Genomic DNA, 24,111 nt, shown 5'->3' with positions numbered 1-24,111 from the left:
TTTTCATGCGCGCTGGGCGCGACGTTCAGCAATAAAAGCAATCAGGAATACGGCGCCAATCAGGTCGAAGAAGCCCATGGCGACAAACAGCGGATTAAAGCCAATGGTGTCGGCGGTAACGCCGATCAGCAGTGAGAACAGGAAGCTGGAGATCCAGGCGAACGAGCCGCGCATGCCGTTGACGGTGGCCATCTGGCCTTTATCAAACTTCTCCACCACCAGCGCGCTCAGCATGCAGGAGATGATCTGATGGCCGAAACCACCAATCGAGATCAGCGCAATCGCTACGTAAGGATCTTTAGTGACCGCCACCAGCGCCAGCGACAGCATCAGGAAAGCGCCCGTCACCGAACTCGCCACCACGGAATTAACCTGAGTAAAACCAAAGATTTTGGTGTAGAGCCGCGTCAGATAGCCGCTGGCCGCGCTGCCTAAATCGGCGGCGAGGAACGGCAGCCAGGCGAACATAGCAATCTGCTTCAGATCCATACCCAGCTCTTTCGCCAGATAGAGCGGCACCCAGAAGCTCAGCACGCCCCAGGCAGGTTCAGCCATAAAGGCGGGAATGGCGATGCCGTAAAAACGTTTGTTTTTCGACACGGTTTTCAGCGCGGTAAAGAACGGCAGTTTCACTGCTGGCGGTTCATTATCCTGACGAATAAATTCCAGTTCCGAGGCCTGCAGATTGGGATGCTGCTCCGGATCGCGATAGAACAACCACCACAGCACCACCCAACCCAACGCCAGGCAGCCGGTGAACAGGAACGCGCCCTGCCAGCCAAAGGAAGCGTGCGCAAAGTAGATAATCGGCGGTGCCAGCATCGCGCCAAGCGAAAAGCCCACCCCCGCCCATCCGGCGGCGATAGGACGCTCTTTTTTCGGGAACCATTCGCCAATCACTTTGGCGTTAGCGGGCGTGGCTGCTGCTTCTGCACCGCCCATGACAAAACGCAGGATAGCCAGATGCACCCAACTGGCCGCGCCAGCGTGGAACAAACAGGCGACGGCCCAAATGGTGGCGCAGATCAGGAAGCCGACTTTCAGGCCAATAACGTCGATCAGCCAGCCGCAAATGGGTTGAAAGAAGGTATACGCCAGCTGGAAGGCGCCGACGATCCAGGAATATTGTTCGGTGGTGATGTTGAGGCTGGTTTTGAGCTCCGGTGCCAGCAAGCCCAACGAGTTACGGGTGATGTAGTTGACCGTGACGCCTGCTAAGAACAGCACCAATACCCACCAGCGCAGATTGCGCAAGGTGCGTTTGGTGCCTGCGGCGGTTATCCCTGGGTTTAAACTGCGGTTCATCTGATTCTCCGTTAGTGAGTCATTTCTAACCATCCGCCAGGAGTGAACCACAGTTGCGAAAAGTGGTCGCCAGATTGATGTCGCAAATGTGATCTGGTTAACCAAAATCACTTACCAGGTTGACTTAACCCCGTAAAGAGCAGAGTTTTAATCCGGAATCGCGTAGTTATTATCTGATGTAGCGCGCTAATAAAGAATATTGGTCAACCAATAGTGAGTGAGGTAACAACATGAAGCAGACCTGGCGATGGTACGGCCCCAACGATCCTGTCTCTCTGGCCGATGCGCGCCAGGCGGGCGCAACCGGCATTGTCACCGCACTGCACCACATCCCTAACGGCGAAGTGTGGTCAGTCGACGAAATTATGCAGCGCAAGGCGCTGGTGGAAGCCGCTGGTTTGGTGTGGTCGGTGGTGGAGAGCGTGCCGATTCATGAAGAGATTAAAACCGGCAGCGGCCGCTGCCAGCACTGGATCAGCAATTATCAGCAGTCGCTGCGCAACCTGGCGCAGTGCGGCATTAAAACCGTGTGCTACAACTTCATGCCGATCCTCGACTGGACGCGCACCGATCTCGAATATCTGCTGCCGGATGGCGCGAAAGCCCTGCGTTTTGATCAAATTGAGTTCGCGGTGTTTGAACTGCACATTCTGCAGCGTCCCGGCGCGGAGCAGGATTACAGTGCGCAAGAGATCGCCGAGGCTGATAAACGCTTTGCAACGATGAGTGAAGAGCACCGTAACCGCCTGATGCGCAACATCATCGCCGGTTTGCCGGGTGCGGAAGAAGGCTACACGCTGGACCAATTCCGCGCCCAGCTGGCGCGTTATGAAGGTATCGGTAAAGCCGAGCTGCGTGAGAATTTTGCCACCTTCCTGCGCGCCATTGTCGCGGTTGCGGAAGAGGTGGGCGTACGCATGGCGGTACATCCGGACGATCCGCCACGCCCAATTCTCGGCTTACCGCGCATCGTTTCCAACGCCGACGATCTGCAATGGATGATCGATACCGTCAGCAGCCCCGCCAACGGTTTCACCATGTGTACCGGCTCGTACGGCGTGCTGGCACAGAATGATTTAGCCGGCATGGTCAAGCGCTTCGGCCCACGCATCTACTTCGCGCATCTGCGCTCCACCAAGCGGGAAGAGAACCCCAACAGCTTCCACGAAGCCGCGCATTTGGGTGGCGATGTCGATATGTTTGCGGTGATCAAGGCGATTGCCGAAGAGGAGCAGCGACGTAAAGCCGCGGGGGAGGAAGATTTGATTCCAATGCGTCCCGACCACGGCCACCAGATGCTGGATGACCTGAAGAAGAAAACCAATCCCGGCTACTCGGCGATTGGTCGCCTGAAAGGATTGGCTGAAATTCGCGGCGTCGAACTGGCGATCCACCGCGCCTATTTTGCTCAGGAAGCCCAATAATGCGCTTTATGGATGAAGATTTTCTGCTGCAGAGCGACATCGCGCGGCGCTTGTACCACGACTTCGCTGCGGATATGCCAATCTACGATTATCACTGTCACCTCAATCCTCAGGAGATTGCTGAAGATCGTCGCTTCGCCAACCTCGGCCAAATCTGGCTGGAAGGCGATCACTACAAATGGCGCGCGCTGCGCGCCGCGGGCGTCGATGAGTCGTTGATTACCGGCAAGAACACCAGCGACTACGACAAGTATCTCGCCTGGGCGCAAACGGTGCCAAAAACCCTCGGTAACCCGCTCTATCACTGGACGCACCTTGAACTGCGGCGCCCGTTTGGCATCACCGATACGCTGTTTGGCCCGGACACCGCGCCTGCGATCTGGCAGCGCTGTGCGGAACAGCTGGCGACGCCGGAATTTTCCGCGCGCGGCATCATGCACCAGATGAAGGTGCGCATGGTCGGCACCACCGACGATCCGGTTGATTCACTGCACTATCACCGTCAAATCGCCGATGACCGCAGCTTTGATATTGACGTTGCGCCGAGCTGGCGTCCGGACAAGGTCTTCAAAATCGAGCTGGAGGGTTTTGTCGACTATCTTGCTCGTCTGGAAGCCGCCGCCGATGTCGCCATCGACAGCTTCGAGGCGCTACGCCGCGCGCTGTTACGACGCCTTGACCACTTCTCCGCCCACGGTTGTCGCGCCTCAGACCACGGTATTGAAACCCTGCGCTTTGCGCCGGTGCCGGACGACCGCGTGCTCGATACGATTTTGGCGAAACGTCGCCGTGGCGATGCGCTGGATGAATTGGAAATCGCCCAGTTCAGCAGCGCAGTGTTGGTGTGGCTCGGCAGCGAATATGCGCGACGCGGCTGGGTAATGCAGCTGCACATCGGCGCGATCCGTAATAACAGCACGCGCATGTTCCGCCAGCTCGGGCCAGACAGCGGGTTTGATTCGATTGGCGATAACAATATTGCCTGGCCGCTGGCGCGCCTGCTGGATGCGATGGACCTCAACGATCAGCTGCCGAAAACCATTCTCTATTGCCTCAATCCGCGCGATAACGAAGTGCTGGCTACTATGGCGGGCAACTTCAAGGGCGCGGGCGTTGCCGGCAAGGTGCAGTTCGGTTCCGGTTGGTGGTTCAACGATCAGCGCGACGGCATGCTGCGTCAACTGGAGCAACTGTCGCAAATCGGCTTGCTCAGCCAGTTTGTCGGTATGCTGACCAATTCACGCAGCTTCCTCTCCTACACGCGCCACGAATACTTCCGCCGTATTCTGTGCAATCTGCTGGCGCAGTGGGTAAAAGACGGCATTGTGCCGCACGATGAGCCGATGCTCGGCAACATGCTGCGCGACATCTGCTTTAACAATGCCGAACGCTATTTCGCGCTGAAAGCCCAGTGATGGTGGCCTGGTCACTGCGCGCCGTGACCAGGCCGATTCTTATTCGCTATGCTATAGTGCGCGTCTCTGAGTGAGGCTGTATCAGAGATTGTGAATCCTTTAACACACAGAAAAGAGCACGATGAAAACTCAAACTTCAGCACAGCGCCCTTATCAGGAAGTCGGGGAAATGCTCCGCCAGATGATCACGCAGAAGCAGTATGCGGTGGGCGAACGGCTGCCGCCGGAGCGCGAACTCGCCGCGCTATTGAATGTGACGCGTACGCTGGTGCGTGAAGCGCTGATTATGCTGGAGCTGGAAGGATTAATTGAGGTACGTCGCGGTGCGGGCATCTATGTGATTCACGATTCGCCGCAGCAACCTGTTTCGCTTCACAAAGCCAGCAACGATGCCGGACCGTTCGAGATGTTGCAGGCGCGTCAGCTGCTGGAGAGCAATATTGCCGAGTTCGCCGCGCTGCAGGCGACGCGTGAAGACATTATGAAGATGCGCCAGGCGCTGGAGCTGGAAGAGAAAGAGCTGGCGTCGGGTTCGGTCAACCAAAGTGAAAACGGCGATCGCAATTTCCATCTGGCGATTGCCGAAGCCACCCATAACAGCATGCTGGTTGAGCTGTTTAAGCAATCCTGGCAGTGGCGCGAGGATAACGTGATGTGGAGCCAACTGCATCGCCATCTGGTCAACAACGATTACCGCAAACAGTGGCTCGACGATCACAAAAAAATCCTCGCGACGCTGATCAAAAAAGACGCGCGCGCCGCCAAGCTGGCGATGTGGCAACATCTGGAAAACGTGAAACAACGGCTGCTGGAGTTCTCAGACGTTGATGATATTGATTTCGATGGTTATCTGTTTGAATCCTGGCCGCTGTACGCCACCCATAATCCGCCAAAATAATGTGCGTTAACGACTTACCTTGTAAGGCTAATTACCGAGAGCACACATTGAAGCGGCGCAATTCATTGCGTGCTAAATCGCGCCGCTACGGAAGGTGCGCTGATTCGGTACGGCGCTTGACTGATCGGCATTACGCCATTCAGGGCGACCTCACGACATCAACTCACCACGCTTAACGCCTGATCCTTTGCTAAAAAGAACGGCCTTAAATACGCCACGCTATTCGACAGCGGCAAAATTTCATCGCTGAGCTGAATGCCGATGGTTTCCCGCAGATAACGGCGGCGGGTTTCGATGCGCTGCCACAGCTCCGGATAATCAGTACGGATGTCGCTTTGCAGCGCCGCATCGGCCAGCACCACGCACTCTTCGGCGCTGGCACCGTTGTAGCCCGGCACCGACGGGATGATGTCAATTTGCAGCATCATGCCGCTCTTAAGCAATTCGGTGGACTGATGATAAATCGGCGACGACATCCACTCTTCGTCCGCCACCAGATGTCCCGGATTGAGGTGCCAGCCAAAACGGGCCTTCGGCAAAACCTGCTCGATAAGCTGATACAGCTCGCCACCGCTCATGCCGCAGCGAATGTTTTCCAGCCAGGCCACCACGGCTGAGAAATAGGGTTTGGCGATGCGCTCCAGATAATCTTGCTGGCCTGGCGGCAGCTCGCTTTGATCGGCAATGACGAAGCCGCTGCGGCTGGAGAGTCCGCCTTTGAAGGCGGTGGTTAGCGAGAGCGGATCGCCGCGCTGCACTTTTTTGTCGGTGGGATAGAGGTTCGCTTTGTCGAAACGGTTGCCGGTGGCGGCAATAGTCACCACCGTGTTGCATTGCCCTTCGGCGTGCAGTAACGCGCCCAATTCTGTTTCACGCACGCCCACCTCGATGGCATTCAGCGCGTCCAGCATGCACTTTGACGCGAGGTTTGCGCCATATTCGTAATGGGCGATTTCATTGGCATTGCAGGTGGTGCGCGCGCCATTATCGCCAATAAACAAGTGGATGGCATTTTCTAACATGGCGTCATCGTTTAGCGTGTGCTGAATGGCATCGACAATAAAGTACGGCAGATCAAACATCGCACGCCCATTGCCGGCGGCGGGCGTAAACATCTTCCAGCCCACCAGCCCGACTTTATGGCCGTTCGCTAAGCCAGCATCTTTGAAGAGGCTTTCCAGCGGCACTTCATTGTCCATGGGCTGATTGGGAAGCGAGAAGTACGGCGTGTGCAGCAGCGCGGCCGCTGTGCGTGAAAAGCGCGCCATTTTCAGGTTTTCGTTGCCCAGCACCAGCGTGCAAGCTCCGGAGTGATTCAGCAGCAGCAATCCCTCTTCGAAACGCGGGATAAATCCGCTCAAATATTCGAAATTGCCGCCGTGTTCCTTGTCGGCATAGATCACCAGCCAGTCAAAACCCTCGCGCTGCATGCCCGCCAGCAGCGCGTTCTTGCGCTGCACAAGCGTATCATCGGTGAGAAAAACCGGTTCAACGTCGCTGAACGTCATCGGCGCGGTAATCGGCCCGAACGTGATTGCCATGATGCACTTCCTCGCATTACAGAATGAGATGAGAATAGTCGCGTTTTTAGCGCAGCGGATTTTGATCCACGCGAAAAAAGGCGGAGGGGTGAGCTCCGCCTTGTCTCAAGTTCCAGTCAGTGTGCCTGACCGGTCAGTTGCAAAAGGGCAACGATGATTTGAAGAATGATGCGGACGATGTCCAGCAGCAATCGAACAAGTTCCATCACTTTCCTTCTCCTCTGAGAGGAGCGCGCCTTTCAGCTGCCGGGGCTTTGACTCCACCCGCCGACCGCCTAAGCACAATTGTGAGGAGTGCTGAGCGGCTCTCATTGTAAAAGCCACAGGCCAGCACCACCTGAAACCTGCCGGGATTTAACTATCCGCGCCCCTGGAGTCATCAGAAAAACAATGAGGCTTCGCTCGTCACTCAACACCTGTATAACCATACAGTATTATGGCAAAACTTGAAATATCTCGCCGCACATTTTATTATCGCTGTTGTGAGGAGTGCTGAGCACCCCGTTCGCGGCGCGGTTACCAGCCGTTTAGCGAACATAAAAAAAAGGATTTGGCTTAATGCCAAATCCTTTTTTATTACCTGCGATTAATTATCTGGCGGAACTGATACGCCAAATGGTATTTCCCGCATCATCGGCAATTAATACGCCGCCCTGCCGATCGGTGGCTAAACCAACCGGCAAGCCGCGCACCTGCTTCTGATCGTCGGTGAGGAAACCAGTCACCACCGGCTGTGGTTGTCCCACCGGTTTCCCATTCTCGAATTTCACCCACACCACCTGATAGCCGTTGAGCGGCGTACGGTTCCAGCTGCCGTGTTCGCTGATAAACGCCCCGCCGCGATACTGCGGCATATTATCCGCGCCGTAGAACAACAGACCGAGTGGTGCGACGTGCGAACTCAGGGCGTAATCCGGTTTAATCGCCTTCTCTACCAGATCCGGCCTCTGCGGCTGCGCGCGCTCATCCACGTGCTGGCCATAATAGCTGTACGGCCAGCCGTAAAAGCCTTTGTCCTGCACCGACGTCATGTAATCCGGCACTAAATCAGAACCGATCTCGTCGCGTTCATTCACAATCGCCCACAGCTTGCCGCTCTGCGGCTCCCACTGCAATCCGGTTGGATTGCGCAGGCCGCTGGCATAAATCCGGCTGGCACCGCTGGCCGCATCCACTTCCAGCACCGCCGCACGGCGATACTCCTCGCCAATGCCGTTTTCCGTCACGTTACTGTTCGAACCTACGCCAACGTACAGCTTGCTGCCGTCGGGGCTGGCGAGCAGCGATTTGGTCCAGTGATGATTAATCGGCCCGCCCGGCAGCTCGGTCACTTCCACCGGCGGGGTGCGGATCTCGGTTTGCCCGGTTTCATACGGGAATTTCACCAGGCTATCGGCGTTCGCCACATACAGCGTGTTGCCCACCAGCTGCATACCAAACGGCGCCGTCAGGTTGTCGATAAAGCGATGTTGCTCCCATTTGCCGTTAACATTACGCAGCAAGGTAATGCGATTACCGCCCTCGCCGCCCTTGCCAGACGCTTTCTGCACAATGCCCATAATCAGCTGCTTCGGTGCGGTGGTCGGTTTCGGTGTGCCATTGGATTCCGCCACTAGCACATCATTGTTCGGCAGCACCAGCACCTGACGCGGATGCTGCAGATTGTCGGCGATCTTTTCGATCTTTAACCCATCCGCCACTTTCGGCATTTCACCGGCTTTCCACGGCGTGCCTTCCGGCACCTGCATCGGCGGCATAAAGAAGTTCTGCGCCTGCGGCAGTTCAGGATTCGCACCGATTTGCTTTTGAGGATCGATCAGCGCCCCGTCGTCACAGGCGCTGAGCAGCATCGCGATGGCTACCGCACTGAGTAAGTGTTTCATACGCGACCTCCTTGCGTGCGACGTTCGCGCAACACCAGCTGCACGTTAGCGATCAGCAGCAGCGCCACCACCAGCGTCGACAGCGTGATGCCCAGTGGCACCACCGCGTAAGCATCACGACTGTGAATAAAGGCGTTCACCACCGCCAGCACGATCGCCAGCAGCGAAAGCCAGAAATGGGTTTTCTCGGTCGGCCGCGCGCCACGGAATAAATAAACCAAACTGATTAAACGTGGCAGGATGGCCAGCACCAGACCGATAGTGATCAGCCAACTAGCGGATTTGGTCCACATGATGACGAAGGTTTGCAAATAGAGGATATCGAAAAACCAGGCGGCGACAAAAAAGCCCAGCGGCAACGGTTCCAGCAGCGTATACAACGTCACACCGAACACCGATCTTCCTGAGGTATGAAACATTACTCTCTCCCTTACCGTATTATTGTCAGATGGTGCACGCGTTTCGCTTTTATAAAACAACGTGCAGCCACCTGTGAAATATTAGTAAAGATAAACAGTAACGTTTAACACTTATCTAACACACTCTAACTTAAGACTTATCTGCCGGCAGGCTAACCCAATAACCCGGTTGATACGGCAAAGGCAGAAACTTTTCGTGGAACTCACGGAACGTGGCGTCCGGATCGAGATCGGCAAACAGTTCAGGATGTAGCCACTTCGCCAGCGCCTGAATCGCGACAAACTGATACGGGCTGTCGTAGAACTGATGCCAGATGGCATGCGCGTTACCGTTGTGCGCCACTGGCAGTGTTTTGAAGGCATCACGCATCATTAGCAGGCGTAAACGCGCCGTCGCTTCTTTCACATCCGCACCGGGCCCCACGCCAACCCATTTACCCACGGTGTTGTAGTTTTTCCAGTTCGCGCCTGTCACCACCACCACATCGGGACGGCTGGCGATGATCTGCTCGGGATTGAGTGTGCCGAACGTGCCTGGAATCAACGCTTTGGCGATGTTGCTGCCGCCCGCCAGTTCTACCATCTGACCAAAGTTCTCGTTACCAAACGACATGCAGCACTCGTCGCTGTAGCCGCCAGCACGATCAATCATCACTTTCGGGCGCGTGCCGTTAAAGTTTTTCAGGCGATCGGTCACCTTTTCGATTTGCGCACGGCGGAACGCCACGATCTCTTCGGCGCGCTGTGGATTGTTAACCAGCTCGCCCATGATTCGGATGCTTTGCTCAGCATGTTCCATCGGCTTCTCGCGGAAGTCGATAAACACCACCGGCACGCCCACCGCTTGTAACTTCTCGATCAGCTTGCCTTCGTCGGTCGCGGCTTTGGATTCGAGGTTCATCAGCACCAAATCGGGCTTCAGCGTCAGCGCCTGTTCGACGTTAAAGGTGCCATCTTTCGCGCCACCAAAGGTCGGCAGCTTTTTGATCTGCGGATATTTCTTTTCATACGCCATATAGCCGTCGTAGTCGGCTTTATGGAAATCGTCACGCCAGCCCACCACGCGCTGGAACGGCGCAGCGGTGTCAAACGCCGCCAGCAAATACATCTGACGCCCTTCGCCGAGAATGATGCGTTTAGACTCCTCCTTGACCTCGACCTGTCGTCCAGCCACATCGGTAATGGTTTTCGCCGCAGCGTGCCCCGCCACCGCCAGTAATCCCAGTGCTATCAGCCATGATTTCATTTAATACACCTAGAATGATAATGATTATTATTTAAATTTCGCGGCGTCACTATTACCTGGCAGACAGGAAATGAAAAGCCCTGGATACACATTTTTTTACATTCCCTGCGCTTTTTCCCGCTGTGCATTCGCTCACAAAACGCCCGTCATTCGTGAAAAACCTCACAGCGCACCGGGCAAATGCCCAATTAATCGCCACGCTATCCCGCGCTTTGGCTAATGCGTAAACAAAATGTGAACGCTAAATTACAAAATGAAACGATGTTTTATTTTTTATGTTAATGCCTGGTTTGGGCAAGCCACTGAGTTGAAGGAGGAGTTACCGTGAAGATCAGTGCCATTGATGTCACCCTGTTTAGCTACCCCACGCGACGCGTCTCTGACAGCGCCGGACATTCGCATCCCGGCGCAGAGACCGATGCGCAAATGGCGCTGCTAACCATCGCCAGCGAAGATGGCGATTGCGGCTACGCGTTTGCCCCCGCCGAAGTGATTCGTCCGCACGTGGTTAATGCCTTCTTCCGCAAAGTGCTGATTGGGCAAAATGCCTTTGATCGCGAGCGTCTGTGGCAGGATCTGGTGCACTGGCAGCGCGGTAGCGCCCATCAGCTCACCGAACGCGCGTTATCGGCAGTGGAACAGGCGCTGTGGGATTTGATTGGTCGCAAGCTCAAACAACCGGTCCACAAACTGCTTGGCGGTTATCGCGAGAAAATTCCTGCTTACGGCAGCACCATGTGCGGCGATGAGCTGGAAGGCGGTTTATCCACGCCCGATGAATACGCGCAGTTTGCCGAAAAACTTGTCGCGCGCGGTTATCAGGCCATCAAACTGCACACCTGGATGCCGCCGGTGTCGTTCGCGCCCAGCACCCAAATGGACATCAAAGCCTGCGCCGCGGTGCGCGAAGCGGTCGGCCCGGACATCGCCCTGATGCTCGACGGCTATCACTGGTACAGCCGCAGCGAGGCGCTCACCATCGGCAAAGCGCTGGAAAAACTCGATTTCGCCTGGTTCGAAGAGCCGATGGAAGAGGAAAGCATGGCGTCGTACGCGTGGCTGGCGGAAAACCTCAGCATTGACGTGCTCGGCCCGGAAAGTCTCGGCGGCAAACACCACAGCCGCGCCGATTGGGTGCGCGCCGGTGCCTGCGACATTCTACGCGCTGGCGCTAACGGCGTCGGCGGCATCTCCGCCACCATGAAGGTCGCCAGCCTGGCCGAAGCCTTTGGTATGGATTGCGAAGTACACGGCAACGGTGCCGCCAGCATCGCGGTGGTCGGCGCTATCCGCAACTGCCGCTGGTACGAACGCGGTCTGCTGCATCCGTTCCTCGATTACGAACAGCCGCCGGCCTATCTCAACGCGCTGGTCGATCCCATGGACGCAGAGGGTTTTGTCCATCTGCCAACGCGTCCCGGACTTGGGGAGGACATCAATTTCGTGTGGATTGAGACACACACGCTAAATCGCTGGTAAGCGCCCAACACAAGCAGTACGGCATAAAAACGATAAACCTCTGACCTGCTGGACTTTGCTTATGAACCTGATGAACCCCTGCAGAGCGTGGTGCGCCGCGCTGCTGCTGCTCACCTGTAGCCCATCGTTGCTGGCGGCCACGCCAGACGACCAGCTGATTGTGGGCATGAACATGAATAACCTGCTCACGCTCGATCCCGCCGCCATGACCGGCAACGAAGTGGTCGGCATTGTCGTCAATCTCTATGACGGTTTAGTCGAGTTAGATCCGCAACAGCTCACCAACGTGCGCCCGGCGCTGGCGGAGCGCTGGGAGATCAGCCCCGACAATCGTCAACTCACCTTTCATCTGCGTGACAATGTCACCTTCCACTCCGGCAATCCGTTGAGCAGCGCCGATGTAATCTGGTCGATGCGTCGCGTGCTGCACCTGAATCTGGCACAGGCCTCGGTATGGAAATCTTACGGCTTCAGCAAAGAGAACGTGGATCAGATGATCAGCGCGCCGGATGCGCACACGGTAGTGATTCGCCTGCCCAAGCCTAACGATCCCAAGCTGGTGCTCTATTCGCTGGCGGCGCTCGGCAGCATGGTGGTACTCGACAGCAAAACCGTGCAGGCGCAGGCGGTGAATAACGACTGGGGCAATCGCTGGCTCACCACCCACGAAGCGGGTTCCGGACCGTTCCGCCTGGATGTGTGGCAGGCCAAAGATGTGCTGCGCATCAGCCGCGATGCCCACTACTGGCGCGGTGCGCCGAAGCTGACGCGTGTGGTGTTCCGTCATCTGCAGGAGTCGCAAACCTTGCGTCTGATGATGGAGAAAGGCGATCTCGATATTGCCAGCAACATGGCGATCCCCGATGTAAAAGCGCTGCGCCACGATCCCGATCTCACCATCGACGCGGTACAAAAAGGCACGATTTATTACCTGGCGATGAGCATGAAGGACGATCACTTCGCCCATCCGCAGGTACGCGAAGCGCTGCGTTATCTGGTGGATTATCAGGGGATTAACAAAACGCTGATGGCCGGTTACGGCACGCTGCATCAGCGGCCAATTCAAGCCGGCATGCCGGCAACGCTGCCCGATCCTGGCTACAAGCTGGATGTGCCGCGCGCCAAAGCCTTGCTGGCCGCCGCCGGTTATCCCAACGGGTTTGATACCACGCTGCGCGTGCTGGCCGATCAGCCGTTCCTCAATGTCGCCATCGCGATTCAGTCCACGCTGATGCAGGGCGGCATTCGCGCCAAAATCATTACCGGCACCGGCAACCAGATTTACGGAGCGATGCGCGATCGCCAGTTCAATTTGCTGGTCGGGCGCGGCGGCAGCGGCGTGGAGCCGCATCCGCACTCCAGCCTGCGCGCGCTGGTGTACAACCCCAACAACGCCGACAGCGCGCGTCTCACCAACTTTCAGGGCTGGCGTACCGGTTTTTATGACGCGCAGCTAAACAGCATGATCGATAAAGCGCTATTGGAGCGCGATGTGAAACAGCAGCAGCAGGATTACTTTGCTATCCAGCAGCGCTATGACCAGCTGATCCCAGCGCTGATGCCGATCTCGCAAATGACCGATTCGGTGGTGGTGAATAATCGGGTGCAGGATTATGTGCCGCATCCGTCGGCCACCACTTTCCTGCGTGACGTATGGAAAACGCCAGATAGCCTGGCGGGAGGTGCGCAATGAAACTGACAAAAAGCCACTGGCGACGCCTGCGTAGCCGCACCGTTCAGGTGGCGATCACGCTGTTTGGTCTGCTGCTGCTGACCTTCTTTATTGGTCGCGTGATGCCGCTCGATCCGGTGCTGGCGATTGTCGGGCCGGATGCCGATCACAATACTTATCAGCAGGTTTATCACCAGCTCGGCTTCGATAAACCGCTGTGGGTGCAGTTTGGCATCTATCTGCAAGGCCTGCTGCACGGCAACCTTGGGTTGGCGCTGCTTACTGGACAACCGGTGATCAACGATATCCTGCGCGTCTTCCCGGCCACGGTGGAACTGGCGACGCTGGCGATTGTGATTGGTACCGGCCTCGGCGTCCCGCTGGGCGTGTGGGCCGCCGCGCGCCGCAACAGCGTGATTGACTATCTGGTGCGCATCATCAGCCTGGCGGGTTACTCCACGCCGATCTTCTGGGTGGGCATGGTTGGCCTGCTGCTGTTTTATGCCCATCTCGGCTGGGTTGGCGGCGCGGGTCGTGTGGATTTCAGTCTCGATGGCATTGTGCCGCGTCGCACCGGTTTTCTGCTGATCGACGCCTTGCTGGTGGGCAACTTCACGGTCTTCAGCAATGCGCTCAATCACCTGATTCTACCCGCCTCCCTGCTCGGCTTTCACTCGCTGGCTTACATCAGCCGCATGACGCGCAGCTTTATGCTGGCGCAGCTGTCGCAGGAGTTCATTTTGACGGCGCGGGTGAAAGGACTCAGCGAATGGCAGGTGATTTGGCAGCACGCGTTCCGCAATATTCTGGTGCAGCTGCTGACGGTGGTGGCGCTGGCGTACGGCTCGCTGCTGGAAGGCGCGGTGCTGATTGAAACCGTGTTCTCATGGCCCGGTTTTGGGTCCTATCTCACCGGCAGTTTGATGCTCGGCGATATGAATGCGGTGATGGGCTGCGTGCTGGTGGTCGGCCTGATATTCGTGCTGCTCAATCTTCTCTCTGACCTGCTCTATCAGGTGTTCGATCCGAGGACCAAAGTATGACGATTTCTCTCGATACGCCGTTAGCCAGCCAGACGCGCGAACGGCTGGCGCGCTGTCGCCGCACCGGCGCGCGCATCGGCCATTTTCTCGGGCAAATGGCGCGCAACCCGCTAACCGCGATTGGCGGCGGCATCATTTTGCTGCTGCTGGTGGTGGCGCTGTTCGCACCCTGGATCGCGCCCTACCATCCGCTGATTCAGGATCTCAACAACGCGCTGACGCCGCCCAACGCGCAGCACTGGTTTGGCACCGATGAATTTGGCCGCGACATTTTCAGCCGTCTGGTGTGGGGCGCGCGCATCACGCTGTATATCGTGCTGCTGGTGTCGATCACCGTGGGTCCGCTGGGCTTGCTGCTCGGCGTCACCGCCGGTTACTTCGGCGGCAAAGTGGATAGCGTGTTGATGCGCGTCACCGACATCTTCATCTCCTTCCCTAGCCTGGTGCTGGCGCTGGCGTTTGTCGCCGCGCTCGGTCCGGGGCTGGAGCATGTGGTGATCGCCATTACGCTCACCGCCTGGCCGCCGATTGCCCGCCTGGCGCGCGCTGAAGCACTGTCGCTGCGTCAGGCCGACTTTGTCTCCGCGGTGCGCTTACAGGGCGCCTCGTCACTGCGCATTTTGTGGAAACACATTGTGCCGCTGTGCCTGCCTTCGGTGATTATCCGCATCACCATGAATATGGCGGGCATCATTCTCACCGCTGCCGGACTCGGTTTTCTCGGTTTGGGCGCGCAGCCGCCGGATCCGGAATGGGGCGCGATGATCGCCAGCGGCCGCACATACATGCTGGAGTGTTGGTGGGTGGTGACGGTGCCAGGTCTGGCGATTCTGATCAACAGCTTAGCGTTCAACTTCTTAGGAGATGGCTTACGTGACATCCTCGATCCCCGCAGCGAATAGCGCTGCACCGTTGCTCGACGTGCAGGATTTACAGGTCAATTTCGTCAATGGCCGGCTGGTGACGCCCGCCGTGCGCGGCATCTCCTTCCAGTTGGGCAAGGAGAAACTGGCGATTGTGGGTGAATCCGGTTCCGGCAAATCCACCGTTGGCCGCGCGCTGTTACAACTGCATCCGCGCAGCGCGCAGGTCACGGCGCAGCGCATGCAGTTTGGTGACGTGGACCTGCTGTGTGCCACGCCGGCGCAGATGCGCGCCATTCGCGGCAAGCGCATCTCCATGATTATGCAGGATCCGAAATATTCACTGAATCCGGTGGTACGCGTGGGTGAGCAGATTGCTGAAGCCTGGCGCAGTCATCATCCCGGCCAGCGCGAGGTTGCGCGGCAGCGGGCGATGGAGATGCTCGACGTGGTGCAGGTGCGCGATCCGGGCCGCATCTATCAATGTTATCCGCACGAAATTTCCGGTGGTCAGGGCCAGCGCGTGATGATCGCCATGATGCTGATTACCGAGCCTGAGCTGCTGATTGCCGATGAACCCACTTCGGCGCTGGATGTTTCGGTGCGTTTGCAGGTGCTGGCGCTGCTGGATGATTTAGTGAAACAGCGCGGTCTGGGGCTGATTTTTATCAGTCACGACATCAATCTGGTGCGGCGTTTCTGTGACCGCGTGCTGGTGATGTATGCCGGGCGCGTGGTGGAGTCGCTGGCGGCCAGCGAACTCGCTCAGGCGCAGCATCCCTATACGCAGGGCCTACTCGCCGCGCTGCCCGATATGGACCAGCGTCGCGCCCGTCTGCCGGTGCTGCAACGTCAGGCCAGCTGGCTGCAACCCTAAGGAGCAATGATGAACGAGATGATCCGCGTAAGTAATCTCAACCTCAGTTTTGGTGAGGAGGAGCGACGTAATCAGGTGCTGTTCGACGTCAATTTGTCGCTTCGCCAAGGTGAAATCTTTGGCCTGGTTGGCGAATCCGGATCGGGCAAAACAACGGTGCTGAAGTGCCTCGCCGGGCTGTTCACCCACTGGCACGGCGAGCTGGCGATTGATGGCGTGCCGCTGGCGCATCGCATCGCGCGCGAGCGCTGCCGCAGCGTGCAGATGGTGTTTCAGGATCCGTACGGATCGCTGCATCCACGCCATACCATCGGCGATATTCTCGAGGAGCCGCTGCAGATTCACGGCATCGGCCAGCGTCAGCAGCGCGTTATCGCCATGCTGGAGAAAGTTGGCCTCAATCGCGCGTGGCAAACCCGCTATCCGCACCAACTTTCTGGCGGTCAGCGCCAGCGCGTTGCCATCGCCCGCGCGCTGATTCTCGAACCGCGCGTATTGCTACTGGATGAACCGACCTCGGCACTGGATGTCTCGGTGCAAGCGGAGATCCTCAATCTGCTTAGTGATCTGCAGCAGCAGGAGAAGCTGACCTACTTGATAGTGACGCACGATCTCGGCGTGGTGGCGCATCTGTGCCATCGCGTGGCGGTGATGCAACACGGCAAAGTGCTGGAGACGCTGGATGTCGATGCGCTGGTGCACAATCGCGCGCAGGTGGCGTATACGCAGATGCTGGTGGATGCGAGCCGGCAGGATAAAGGGATTTTAGCGTAGGGTCGCCATTCATGGTGACCACTTTACCAGGTGCGCATAAATGCGCACCCTACGAACATCATGGGGGAATTACTGCGTCAGTTCACGCACAAAACCCACGATCTCCTGATTCTGCCCATGTTCAAACAGGCAATGCTGCAGGCGCGGGCCGCTCACTGCGGTTTTCACCAGCTCAGGATCGATGGCGCGCAGTGAATCAAGGTAATTCTCTTTCAGCAGCGCCGCTTTCACTTCGTTCAGAATGCCGGCATTACGCACCTGCGGCTCTTTGCGCTCTGGCGGATAGCCGTGCCCTTTTTCACCGGTAAAGGCTTTTTCGAAAATAAAGCGCAGGTTTAGTTCCGCGCCCCAGCCGAAGCCTTTGGCGAACGGCAGCGACAGCGCATTGCCGTTGTTGATTTGCGCAAAAAGGTAAGCATCCGCCGGATCGATGCAGTAGCCGCACACCACGCCGGGATGCAGGTTCAGCGACATCAACGCGCCTTGGCCGGTACCGCAACCGGCCACCACGAAGTCCACCGCTTTGCTGTTAAGCAGTACGTTGGCCATGATGCCGAGGTGAATATAGGTAAGATGGTGATCCTGTTCGTCGCTCATACCGACGTTAAACACCTGATGCCCGAGCGGTTGCGCCACAGACTGAAGCTCTTTCAACACCGTTGCGTTCTTCGCAGCCTGGCTGTTTTCCATCATCAAAGCGATTTTCATGATCCATCCTCAGATTAAATTGAAACACCGTTTCATTCTAATCAAAGAACGTTAAAATGCAGCCTTTAAATGCCTTTTTGACTGTGAGTTAAGTCACATATTGACGATGCAACCTGCAAGGAGAAATCATGTTTATCTTTAAAAGCGCAACCCGACTGGACGATTTAGGCAACGGCGTAACGCGCCGAATACTGGCGCACGGCGGCACCCTGATGGCGGTGGAAGTCACCTTTAAGCAGGGTGCTGTCGGTCCGCTGCATCACCATCCGCATGAGCAGCTCACCTACGTGCTGTCCGGACGTTTTGCCTTCACCATTGATGGCGTTACCAAAGAAGTGAGCGCCGGCGATACGCTGTATAAAGCGCCGAACATTGTGCACGGTTGTGTGTGTCTGGAAGCGGGCGTATTGCTGGATACCTTTACGCCGCAACGCGAGGATTTTCTGGCGGCACCGTAACGTGCCGCCAGAACGATTAGCGGGAAGCCCACCAAAGTCGCAGTTTCAGCCCCCAACCGCTGGTCCAGCCGCTGCTGGTGCTGATGACTTTGCCCTGATGCAGCACGATAAAGGTCGGCGTGGCGTTGATATCCCAGCGCTGGCCGATCGCCCCGCTCTCATCATTGATCGCCACGCCTTGCAGCCCTTTCTTCTCCAGCCAGGTTGCCACGCGCGCGTCACTGCCGGAACGCAGCGCCACGCTCACCACCTTGTCACCTTCCTGACTCATCGCCGCCACGGTTGGCGTGGTGAGTTTGCACACGCCACACCAGGTTGCCCAGACGTACACCAGCACTGGCCGATGCTGGCTGAGTTCCGCCAGATTCACCTCGCCTTGCAGCGAGGTCAGGGGTTGTTGCGCCAGGTCGGCAGGCAGCTGCGGTGCCCGCAGCCAATCCATGCCCCACAGCGCAGCCGCGACAATCAGCACCAGTAGCAGCGCCTCACGCAGCCAGCGCTTTAATCGACTCATTGCTTCGCCTGCAGCGCGCCTTTCACTGCCGCTTCCAGCTGCTCATACGGCACCGCGCCGCTGATCATCTGGTCGCCCACCAGCGTGGCTGGCGTGCCCTGAACGCCGAGCTGCTGCGCCAGCGTCAGGTTGCTGTTGATGGTATCGAGGCTCACTTTGCTTGGCTCTTTCAGCTTGATGCCGGTTTTCTCCAGCGCCGCGTCGATGCTGGCGTTATCGTGATTGCCCTTTTTCGCCATCAAACGCTCATGCAGCTTTAGGAAGTTTTTCGGCTGTTGCTCCCACACGGTGAGCGCCAGACGCGCCGAGGTGAGAGAGGTTTCAGCACGGTACGGCAGCGGTTTGATCACCACCGCTACCTGCGGATAAGCCTTAATCAGTTTTTCGATATCGGCTTCAAACTTCTTGCAGAACACGCAGTTGTAATCGGTGAAATAGACCAGCGTCAGCGCCGGTTTTTCAGCGCCAATGCGCGGTGAACCGGCGTCGTTGAACAGCGCATCGTGGTTTTTCTTCACCATCTGCGCCACTACGTTTTGCTGCTGTTGCGCTGCTTCTTTATCAAAGGCATCAGCGGCTTCCGCCAGAATCGACGGATTCTGCACCAGGGTTTCACGGATCAATTCTTTGATGCGCGCCTCCTGCTCAGGCGTAAAAGGCGCGGCCGCCAGTGCAGGCATGGCAAGGAACATCAGTGGCAGTAACAGGGATTTCTTCATTATTTTTTCGCCTCAGAGAGAGTGGAGATCACCGCTTCACGACTCAGCAGCGGTGACAAAATCTGGCCTTGCGGCAGTGCCGGGCCATAAATTTGGTTAAAAGGGATCGCCACGCGGTCGCGGCGGCGCAGGAATTCACCAATGGCCGGATCGGGCTGCGTCCAGTCGCCGCGTAGCAGCACCACGTCATCGGCTTTGAGCGCAGCACGCACATCGGGCTGATTTAACACACGGGATTTATTCACTTTACAGGTGATGCACCAGTCGGCGGTGACATCGACAAACACCCGTTTATCCTGCTCAAGTGCCTGATGGATCGCCGCTTCGGTCAATGGCTGCCAGTGCAGCGTCTCCTCTTCCGGCGAGATACGCGTCATCAGGAACAGCGCTCCGGCCAGCGTCAGGGTGATAAACACCACGCCCGCCTGCTGCAGCGCGCGACGTTTCACCAGCCAGCCACACAACACCACGAGTAACACGCCCGCCAGCACCAGCGCGAAGGTGCTGCCCCAATGCGGCACCAGCAACGTCACCAGCCAGAAGGTGGCGAGCAGCATCAACAGGCCGAGCACGCTGCGCAGATGCAGCATCCAGCGCCCCGGACGCGGCAGGCAGCGCGCCATGCCCGGTAACGCCGCCACCAGCAGCCACGGCAAACTCATGCCGACGCCGAGCGCGACAAACAGCAGCCACAGCTGCGGCAGCGGTGCCGTCAGCGCATAAGCCACCGCCGTACCGAGAAACGGCGCGCTGCACGGCGTGGCCAGCAAGGTGGCAAACGCGCCCTGGCCGAAGTGGCCGAGCAAGCCGTCGCCGCCCTGCGTCGCCAGTTTGGTATTCAAACCCGACGGCAAGCGGAAATGCAGCAGATCAAACAGGCTGGCGCTAAACAGGAACATCACCAGCACCATCACCAGCAGGAAGCCGCTGCTCTGGAACTGAATGCCCCAGCCCAGCGCCTGGCCGCTGAGTCGCAGTCCCGTCATCAGCAGCGCCAATAGCAGGAAGGAGAAAATGATCCCGGCGCTGGAGGCGAGAAACTGCTGGCGCGTCTGACGCTGCGTTTGCCCTTGCTGTTGCACCAGGCTGCTGAGCTTGATCGCCAGCACCGGCAACACACACGGCATCAGGTTGAGGATCAAGCCGCCGAGCAGCGCCAGCAGCAATACCGACCATAAGGTTTGCGCCGCATCGCTGGACACCAGCGTTTCCGCGCCGATATTTATCGTGCTTTGCTGCGCAATGCCAGCATCCGCAACCACCAGCGACAGCGTTTTGCCGCGCAGATCCGGTGCCGCTTCGCCCCATTCATCGGTGACCGCTACGCGCGCGCTGAGCGTGTCGCCATTCACATGGATCGTCGGTGCCGCCAGCATGCTGCCCGGCGGATAATCGAAGAACAGTTCAGGTTGTTGCCAGCCGCCCTGACGCTGTGCGCGGATCTGCAATTCGCCATTGACAAAGCTGGCGTCGAGTTGATCGGTTAAGCCGCCGGCCGCCGGGATGCGCCCCATCGCCTCGGCGAAATCGCGGGCAAAATCGGCGTCTGCGGGCTGGGTCAGATCGAGACTGAACGGGAAGTCGGTGAGGATGCAAACGTCGCTACAGGTTGAGAGCGTCAGCGTTCCCGCAAGTTGCTGGCTCGACAGTTTCGCCAGCGCGATCGGCAGCGTGATATCGCCTTTATAGCCTTGCGTGGTCAAGCCGCTGACGTCAAAACGCTCGGGCGCGGGCCAGAACCATTGCGCCTTGACCGCCGGGGTTTGCCAGCGGATTTCCGGCGCAACGCCGCCTTCGCCAGGCGTGCGCCAGTAGGTTTTCCAGCCGGATTGCAGGCGAATATCCAGCAGCAGTTGCTGATTATCGTTGTGGCTGGCGCTGCGCAAGCGCACTTCGGCGTGGCTGTTTTGCGCATTGCGCAGCCAGCCGGTGTCTGCCGCCTGCGCAGTGATTGCGCAGCTCGCCAGCAGGAGCAGCAGGCTCCTGATCAATACAGTCATGTGAATTCTCCAGTGAATAACAGGGTTTACGCGATGTAACGCGCAGGTGTTATTCCCGGAAGACGCAAAAGGTCAGATGCCGCCGTCGCAGAGGCGGAAACAGCGGTGCGCGGCGATAGCCGACGCAAGTGGTAGTTTGTGTGAAAGTGGCGATCAGTGCCAGCAGCAACAGCAGGAAAGGCAATGCGGTATCAAGGATTGGCGCGGCGGCACTCAGCGATTTGGCGCTTAGCGCACAGGGTTTTTCGCTGCCGCTGGCATCATCACTGCTGTTGGTGTGCGCGGACGCGCTGACCTGCGCTAAAGGTGCGGAAGGCAAATTGAAGCTGCGCTGGACGAGACAAAACGCCAGCACCAGACAAACCAGTGCCAGAATCCATTTTGCGCGTGATAGCGATATCGTCATGCCGCAGCCTCAGAGAAAAGTGCGGACATTTTAAGCATCTGCAGCAGAAACACCAAGCTTTGCTGTGTAAACTTTTGTCTTTGTGGTGCTCAACCCAGATCCAGCATCGTAGCGGCGCGATTTATCGCGCATCTCAACGAAGGCATATTACCCACCTAAACACGACGCAATAAATGGCGCCGCTACGATGATTGCGGCCATCAATATTTTATCGTTACACGGCGTTAAACAATATCATCCACCACGCCACCATCGACGCGCAGCGCGGCACCGGACGTCGCCGACGCCTGTTTCGAGCAAACATACACCACCATATTCGCCACCTCTTCCACCGTGGCGGCGCGCTGGATCACCGAACTTGGCCGCTGCACCATCACAAACTCTTTCGCCAGCTCTTCCAGCGGCTTACCGGTGCGCTTCACCTCATCTTCCATCATCGCGGCAAAGCCATTAGAGAGCGTTGGGCCGGGCAACACGCTGTTTACCGTCACGCCGCTGCCCGCCACCACTTTCGCCAGACCGCGCGCCAGCGACAGCTGCGCCGTTTTGCTCACGCCGTAATGCAGCATATCGGCGGGAATGTTCAAGGCTGATTCAGAGGAGATAAACACCACGCGGCCCCAACCACGCTTCACCATCTCCGGCAATAAAGCCCGCGACAGGCGCACGCCGGACATCACGTTGGTTTGCCAATAGGCGTCCCAGGTGTCGTCATCCACTTCATAAAAATCCTGCGGACCGTAAATCCCGGCGTTATTCACCAGAATATCGATTGGCGGCAAGCCGTTAAGCAGTTGCTTAACGCCCTGGGCACTGCCAAGATCGGCGATAAAGGTGTGAATTTTGGCGCCCGCCACTAATCCGTTGAGCTTCTCGCGCGCACGACTCACCGAGGCTTCACTGCGCCCGTTCAGCACCACTTCCGCCCCGCTGGCTGCCAGACCTTGTGCAATGGCAAAACCGATACCGCCAGTTGATGCGGTAACTAAGGCTGTTTTTCCGTGTAAATCGATATTCATCATGCTTTCCTCTGTGAGCGTAATCACAAAGCCTGGTTCAGGCAGGAGAAGATGCATTGACGAATCATGCGATGGCGCTGTCGGCTGCAGGGCTAATGTACGTTCAGCCTGCTGCCGACATTATTTAGCCCGAGGCCGATAAAGCCGGTTGAGCGCTGATCGGCAGCCGCAGTTGACGCTGCAACCAGGCGCAGGCTGCCGCCTGATCCGGATTGCGTGCGTTAAGCTGCAACACCGGACCCAGCGCCATCGGTTGGGCGGTTTCTGCTAACTTGCGCAGTTCTGGCAGATACTCCGCGCCCGGATGTCCCGGCATGCGATCGGTTAAACGAGCCTGATAACGTGTCACCGCCTCATCCGGCGTGATCGCCAGCCACAGCTCCAGCACCCGCGTCACGCCCGCCTGCTGCAATCCCTGCTGCAGCACCTCTTTCGGCTGGAAGCCAAACCAGGCATCAATGACATAGATACAACGCGTCGGCGCTTGCGCCACCACTTGCCAGATCGCCTGATACGCCGCACAACCTAACTGGCGATTGCGCAGGCGATCCACCGGCGCAAAGCTGGCCATAAACGGCTCTTTCAGGCTATCCAGCGTCAGCACCGGAAAGCCGAAATGCTCGGCCAGCGCGCGCGTTAGCGTGCTTTTGCCGGAAGCCGGAATGCCATTCACCAGCACGACAATTTTCTCTTCTGTGTCGGTTGTCATAGGATTTCTATCACCTCCGCGGCACTGCTGGCGTTGCGCAAGCGCACCAGCGTCTCCTCATCCTCCAGCAGCGTAACAATCGCGCGGATGCCCTCTTCAATGTGGGCGTTGCTGTCACGTGCACCGAACATAATCACGATATCGGCTTTGTCACTGCCGTCGAATGAGATCGGCTCATCCAGCACAATCATGCTGAAACAATCTTTCAGCACGCCGGCCTCCGGCCGCGCATGGGGAATGGCGATGCCCTCCTCAAACACGTAATAGGCGCCATGCTCCAGCGTGTTAGCGATCACCGCTTCCGGGTAACTGGCTTTGATGTAACCGCCGTTCACCAGCGGCAGCGCCGCCAGCGCGATCACTTCGCGCCAATCCCTGGCGCTGATCCCCACCTGAATCGCACTTGCCTCCTGCAGCAGCTGTTTAATACTCATACTGCCTCCTTAAAACGATTTGCGAATGGTGTTACGCAGTTCATCAATTTTGACAAACAACGGATCAATTTCCTGACGATAGTGTCGACTTTTGGCAAAGATATTTAATGCACGATTATATTCCAGCATTAATTGTTTTTGCGTGTCTGTCGCCTGCGGATTATTGGCCAACTGTTGTTCCAGTTCGCTTATTTTCCCGCTGATGGTTTCAGCCTGAAGATCTATTTCCTGTGAATCCTGGCTCTTATTATCAGAGCCCTTTTTCAAGAATCCAAACATAGCATCTCCTGCCCCGAATGGCGCCG

24 protein-coding genes are annotated in these 24,111 nt (G+C 57.5%); 10 read left to right on the top strand and 14 right to left on the bottom strand.

Annotated elements, in window-relative coordinates:
• Positions 1–3: 3 nt before the first annotated feature.
• Positions 4–1,305: an MFS transporter gene (locus AAF463_RS09095; protein ID WP_110866104.1), complete on the bottom strand. Its 1,302-nt coding sequence runs from the start codon at positions 1,303–1,305 to the stop codon at positions 4–6.
• Between the two features lie 230 nt (positions 1,306–1,535).
• Between AAF463_RS09095 and uxuA the strand changes: the two genes are divergently transcribed.
• From uxuA to uxuR, 3 genes are all read left to right on the top strand, one after another.
• On the top strand, positions 1,536–2,729 hold the full coding sequence (uxuA, locus tag AAF463_RS09090) for a mannonate dehydratase (protein ID WP_350261904.1): 1,194 nt from the start codon (positions 1,536–1,538) through the stop codon (positions 2,727–2,729).
• Positions 2,726–4,144 (top strand): glucuronate isomerase, encoded by a 1,419-nt coding sequence (gene uxaC, locus AAF463_RS09085; RefSeq protein WP_350261985.1) that lies wholly within the window; start codon positions 2,726–2,728, stop codon positions 4,142–4,144. Before uxuA ends, uxaC begins: the two co-directional genes overlap by 4 nt.
• A 121-nt stretch (positions 4,145–4,265) precedes the next feature.
• A complete protein-coding gene (gene uxuR, locus AAF463_RS09080; RefSeq protein ID WP_350261903.1) occupies positions 4,266–5,042 on the top strand; it encodes a Uxu operon transcriptional regulator in 777 nt (258 codons plus the stop codon).
• Positions 5,043–5,200: 158 nt separating this feature from the next.
• On the opposite strand, the gene AAF463_RS09075 is transcribed toward uxuR, so the two are convergent.
• The 4 genes from AAF463_RS09075 to AAF463_RS09060 form a co-directional block, all read right to left on the bottom strand.
• The gene (locus AAF463_RS09075) at positions 5,201–6,583 is read right to left on the bottom strand and encodes a M24 family metallopeptidase (protein ID WP_350261902.1); all 1,383 of its coding nucleotides are present in this window, start codon (positions 6,581–6,583) and stop codon (positions 5,201–5,203) included.
• Positions 6,584–7,173: 590 nt separating this feature from the next.
• Positions 7,174–8,466: a sorbosone dehydrogenase family protein gene (locus AAF463_RS09070; protein WP_101764461.1), complete on the bottom strand. Its 1,293-nt coding sequence runs from the start codon at positions 8,464–8,466 to the stop codon at positions 7,174–7,176.
• The gene (locus tag AAF463_RS09065; RefSeq protein WP_101764462.1) at positions 8,463–8,885 is read right to left on the bottom strand and encodes a DUF2231 domain-containing protein; all 423 of its coding nucleotides are present in this window, start codon (positions 8,883–8,885) and stop codon (positions 8,463–8,465) included. Before AAF463_RS09065 ends, AAF463_RS09070 begins: the two co-directional genes overlap by 4 nt.
• A gap of 130 nt (positions 8,886–9,015) precedes the next feature.
• Entirely contained in the window at positions 9,016–10,131 is a 1,116-nt protein-coding gene (locus AAF463_RS09060) for an ABC transporter substrate-binding protein (protein ID WP_192233767.1), read from the bottom strand.
• Between the two features lie 324 nt (positions 10,132–10,455).
• Between AAF463_RS09060 and AAF463_RS09055 the strand changes: the two genes are divergently transcribed.
• The 6 genes from AAF463_RS09055 to AAF463_RS09030 all read left to right on the top strand — a co-directional run bounded on the left by AAF463_RS09055 (position 10,456) and on the right by AAF463_RS09030 (position 16,839).
• Positions 10,456–11,610, top strand: a complete 1,155-nt coding sequence (locus tag AAF463_RS09055) for a mandelate racemase family protein (protein WP_350261901.1) — start codon at positions 10,456–10,458, stop codon at positions 11,608–11,610.
• Between the two features lie 61 nt (positions 11,611–11,671).
• Entirely contained in the window at positions 11,672–13,303 is a 1,632-nt protein-coding gene (locus AAF463_RS09050; protein ID WP_350261899.1) for an ABC transporter substrate-binding protein, read from the top strand.
• Positions 13,300–14,325, top strand: a complete 1,026-nt coding sequence (locus AAF463_RS09045) for an ABC transporter permease (protein ID WP_064741146.1) — start codon at positions 13,300–13,302, stop codon at positions 14,323–14,325. Before AAF463_RS09050 ends, AAF463_RS09045 begins: the two co-directional genes overlap by 4 nt.
• Positions 14,322–15,227, top strand: a complete 906-nt coding sequence (locus AAF463_RS09040) for an ABC transporter permease (protein ID WP_101764467.1) — start codon at positions 14,322–14,324, stop codon at positions 15,225–15,227. The genes AAF463_RS09045 and AAF463_RS09040 overlap by 4 nt, the downstream gene beginning before the upstream one ends.
• Positions 15,199–16,065, top strand: coding sequence for an ABC transporter ATP-binding protein (locus AAF463_RS09035; RefSeq protein WP_101764468.1), 867 nt, complete (start codon positions 15,199–15,201; stop codon positions 16,063–16,065). Before AAF463_RS09040 ends, AAF463_RS09035 begins: the two co-directional genes overlap by 29 nt.
• 18 nt (positions 16,066–16,083) lie before the next feature.
• Positions 16,084–16,839, top strand: coding sequence for an ABC transporter ATP-binding protein (locus AAF463_RS09030; protein ID WP_350261984.1), 756 nt, complete (start codon positions 16,084–16,086; stop codon positions 16,837–16,839).
• A 69-nt stretch (positions 16,840–16,908) separates the two neighbouring features.
• Here the strand turns inward: AAF463_RS09030 and AAF463_RS09025 are convergent, their stop codons facing one another.
• Positions 16,909–17,547, bottom strand: a complete 639-nt coding sequence (locus tag AAF463_RS09025; RefSeq protein ID WP_008110061.1) for an RpiB/LacA/LacB family sugar-phosphate isomerase — start codon at positions 17,545–17,547, stop codon at positions 16,909–16,911.
• A gap of 128 nt (positions 17,548–17,675) precedes the next feature.
• Between AAF463_RS09025 and AAF463_RS09020 the strand changes: the two genes are divergently transcribed.
• Positions 17,676–18,005 (top strand): cupin domain-containing protein, encoded by a 330-nt coding sequence (locus AAF463_RS09020; protein ID WP_101764470.1) that lies wholly within the window; start codon positions 17,676–17,678, stop codon positions 18,003–18,005.
• Positions 18,006–18,021: 16 nt separating this feature from the next.
• On the opposite strand, the gene AAF463_RS09015 is transcribed toward AAF463_RS09020, so the two are convergent.
• The 8 genes from AAF463_RS09015 to AAF463_RS08980 form a co-directional block, all read right to left on the bottom strand.
• Positions 18,022–18,519, bottom strand: a complete 498-nt coding sequence (locus AAF463_RS09015) for a protein disulfide oxidoreductase (protein WP_350261898.1) — start codon at positions 18,517–18,519, stop codon at positions 18,022–18,024.
• On the bottom strand, positions 18,516–19,238 hold the full coding sequence (locus AAF463_RS09010; protein WP_110866094.1) for a DsbA family protein: 723 nt from the start codon (positions 19,236–19,238) through the stop codon (positions 18,516–18,518). Before AAF463_RS09010 ends, AAF463_RS09015 begins: the two co-directional genes overlap by 4 nt.
• Positions 19,238–21,238 (bottom strand): protein-disulfide reductase DsbD domain-containing protein, encoded by a 2,001-nt coding sequence (locus tag AAF463_RS09005; RefSeq protein ID WP_350261897.1) that lies wholly within the window; start codon positions 21,236–21,238, stop codon positions 19,238–19,240. Before AAF463_RS09005 ends, AAF463_RS09010 begins: the two co-directional genes overlap by 1 nt.
• Positions 21,239–21,287: 49 nt before the next feature.
• Positions 21,288–21,644 carry a hypothetical protein gene (locus tag AAF463_RS09000; protein ID WP_101764474.1) on the bottom strand — a complete coding sequence of 119 codons (357 nt, stop codon included), beginning with the start codon at positions 21,642–21,644 and terminating at the stop codon, positions 21,288–21,290.
• Positions 21,645–21,868: 224 nt separating this feature from the next.
• Positions 21,869–22,663, bottom strand: coding sequence for an SDR family oxidoreductase (locus AAF463_RS08995; protein ID WP_101764621.1), 795 nt, complete (start codon positions 22,661–22,663; stop codon positions 21,869–21,871).
• Between the two features lie 124 nt (positions 22,664–22,787).
• The gene (locus tag AAF463_RS08990; RefSeq protein ID WP_350261896.1) at positions 22,788–23,372 is read right to left on the bottom strand and encodes a glucokinase; all 585 of its coding nucleotides are present in this window, start codon (positions 23,370–23,372) and stop codon (positions 22,788–22,790) included.
• Positions 23,369–23,806, bottom strand: coding sequence for a PTS sugar transporter subunit IIA (locus AAF463_RS08985; protein ID WP_350261895.1), 438 nt, complete (start codon positions 23,804–23,806; stop codon positions 23,369–23,371). The genes AAF463_RS08990 and AAF463_RS08985 overlap by 4 nt, the downstream gene beginning before the upstream one ends.
• 9 nt (positions 23,807–23,815) lie before the next feature.
• Positions 23,816–24,085, bottom strand: a complete 270-nt coding sequence (locus AAF463_RS08980; RefSeq protein ID WP_137385731.1) for a hypothetical protein — start codon at positions 24,083–24,085, stop codon at positions 23,816–23,818.
• Positions 24,086–24,111 lie beyond the last annotated feature (26 nt).

It is taken from the genome of Pantoea sp. BJ2 (genome assembly GCF_040255075.1).
GTDB classification, from domain to species: Bacteria; Pseudomonadota; Gammaproteobacteria; order Enterobacterales; family Enterobacteriaceae; genus Pantoea; species Pantoea leporis.
The sequence above is the reverse complement of the archived record's forward strand: the minus strand, read 5'-3'. Positions and strand labels throughout refer to the sequence as shown.

Bases quoted from the DNA above. Each gene is read 5' to 3' on its own strand.
- AAF463_RS09095 (WP_110866104.1), bottom strand. From the start codon at position 1,305: ATGAACCGCAGTTTAAACCCAGGGATAACCGCCGCAGGCACCAAACGC.
- uxuA (WP_350261904.1), top strand. From the start codon at position 1,536: ATGAAGCAGACCTGGCGATGGTACGGCCCCAACGATCCTGTCTCTCTG.
- uxuR (WP_350261903.1), top strand. From the start codon at position 4,266: ATGAAAACTCAAACTTCAGCACAGCGCCCTTATCAGGAAGTCGGGGAA.
- AAF463_RS09075 (WP_350261902.1), bottom strand. From the start codon at position 6,583: ATGGCAATCACGTTCGGGCCGATTACCGCGCCGATGACGTTCAGCGAC.
- AAF463_RS09070 (WP_101764461.1), bottom strand. From the start codon at position 8,466: ATGAAACACTTACTCAGTGCGGTAGCCATCGCGATGCTGCTCAGCGCC.
- AAF463_RS09065 (WP_101764462.1), bottom strand. From the start codon at position 8,885: ATGTTTCATACCTCAGGAAGATCGGTGTTCGGTGTGACGTTGTATACG.
- AAF463_RS09060 (WP_192233767.1), bottom strand. From the start codon at position 10,131: ATGAAATCATGGCTGATAGCACTGGGATTACTGGCGGTGGCGGGGCAC.
- AAF463_RS09050 (WP_350261899.1), top strand. From the start codon at position 11,672: ATGAACCTGATGAACCCCTGCAGAGCGTGGTGCGCCGCGCTGCTGCTG.
- AAF463_RS09045 (WP_064741146.1), top strand. From the start codon at position 13,300: ATGAAACTGACAAAAAGCCACTGGCGACGCCTGCGTAGCCGCACCGTT.
- AAF463_RS09040 (WP_101764467.1), top strand. From the start codon at position 14,322: ATGACGATTTCTCTCGATACGCCGTTAGCCAGCCAGACGCGCGAACGG.
- AAF463_RS09030 (WP_350261984.1), top strand. From the start codon at position 16,084: ATGATCCGCGTAAGTAATCTCAACCTCAGTTTTGGTGAGGAGGAGCGA.
- AAF463_RS09025 (WP_008110061.1), bottom strand. From the start codon at position 17,547: ATGAAAATCGCTTTGATGATGGAAAACAGCCAGGCTGCGAAGAACGCA.
- AAF463_RS09020 (WP_101764470.1), top strand. From the start codon at position 17,676: ATGTTTATCTTTAAAAGCGCAACCCGACTGGACGATTTAGGCAACGGC.
- AAF463_RS09015 (WP_350261898.1), bottom strand. From the start codon at position 18,519: ATGAGTCGATTAAAGCGCTGGCTGCGTGAGGCGCTGCTACTGGTGCTG.
- AAF463_RS09010 (WP_110866094.1), bottom strand. From the start codon at position 19,238: ATGAAGAAATCCCTGTTACTGCCACTGATGTTCCTTGCCATGCCTGCA.
- AAF463_RS09005 (WP_350261897.1), bottom strand. From the start codon at position 21,238: ATGACTGTATTGATCAGGAGCCTGCTGCTCCTGCTGGCGAGCTGCGCA.
- AAF463_RS09000 (WP_101764474.1), bottom strand. From the start codon at position 21,644: ATGACGATATCGCTATCACGCGCAAAATGGATTCTGGCACTGGTTTGT.
- AAF463_RS08995 (WP_101764621.1), bottom strand. From the start codon at position 22,663: ATGAATATCGATTTACACGGAAAAACAGCCTTAGTTACCGCATCAACT.
- AAF463_RS08990 (WP_350261896.1), bottom strand. From the start codon at position 23,372: ATGACAACCGACACAGAAGAGAAAATTGTCGTGCTGGTGAATGGCATT.
- AAF463_RS08985 (WP_350261895.1), bottom strand. From the start codon at position 23,806: ATGAGTATTAAACAGCTGCTGCAGGAGGCAAGTGCGATTCAGGTGGGG.
- AAF463_RS08980 (WP_137385731.1), bottom strand. From the start codon at position 24,085: ATGTTTGGATTCTTGAAAAAGGGCTCTGATAATAAGAGCCAGGATTCA.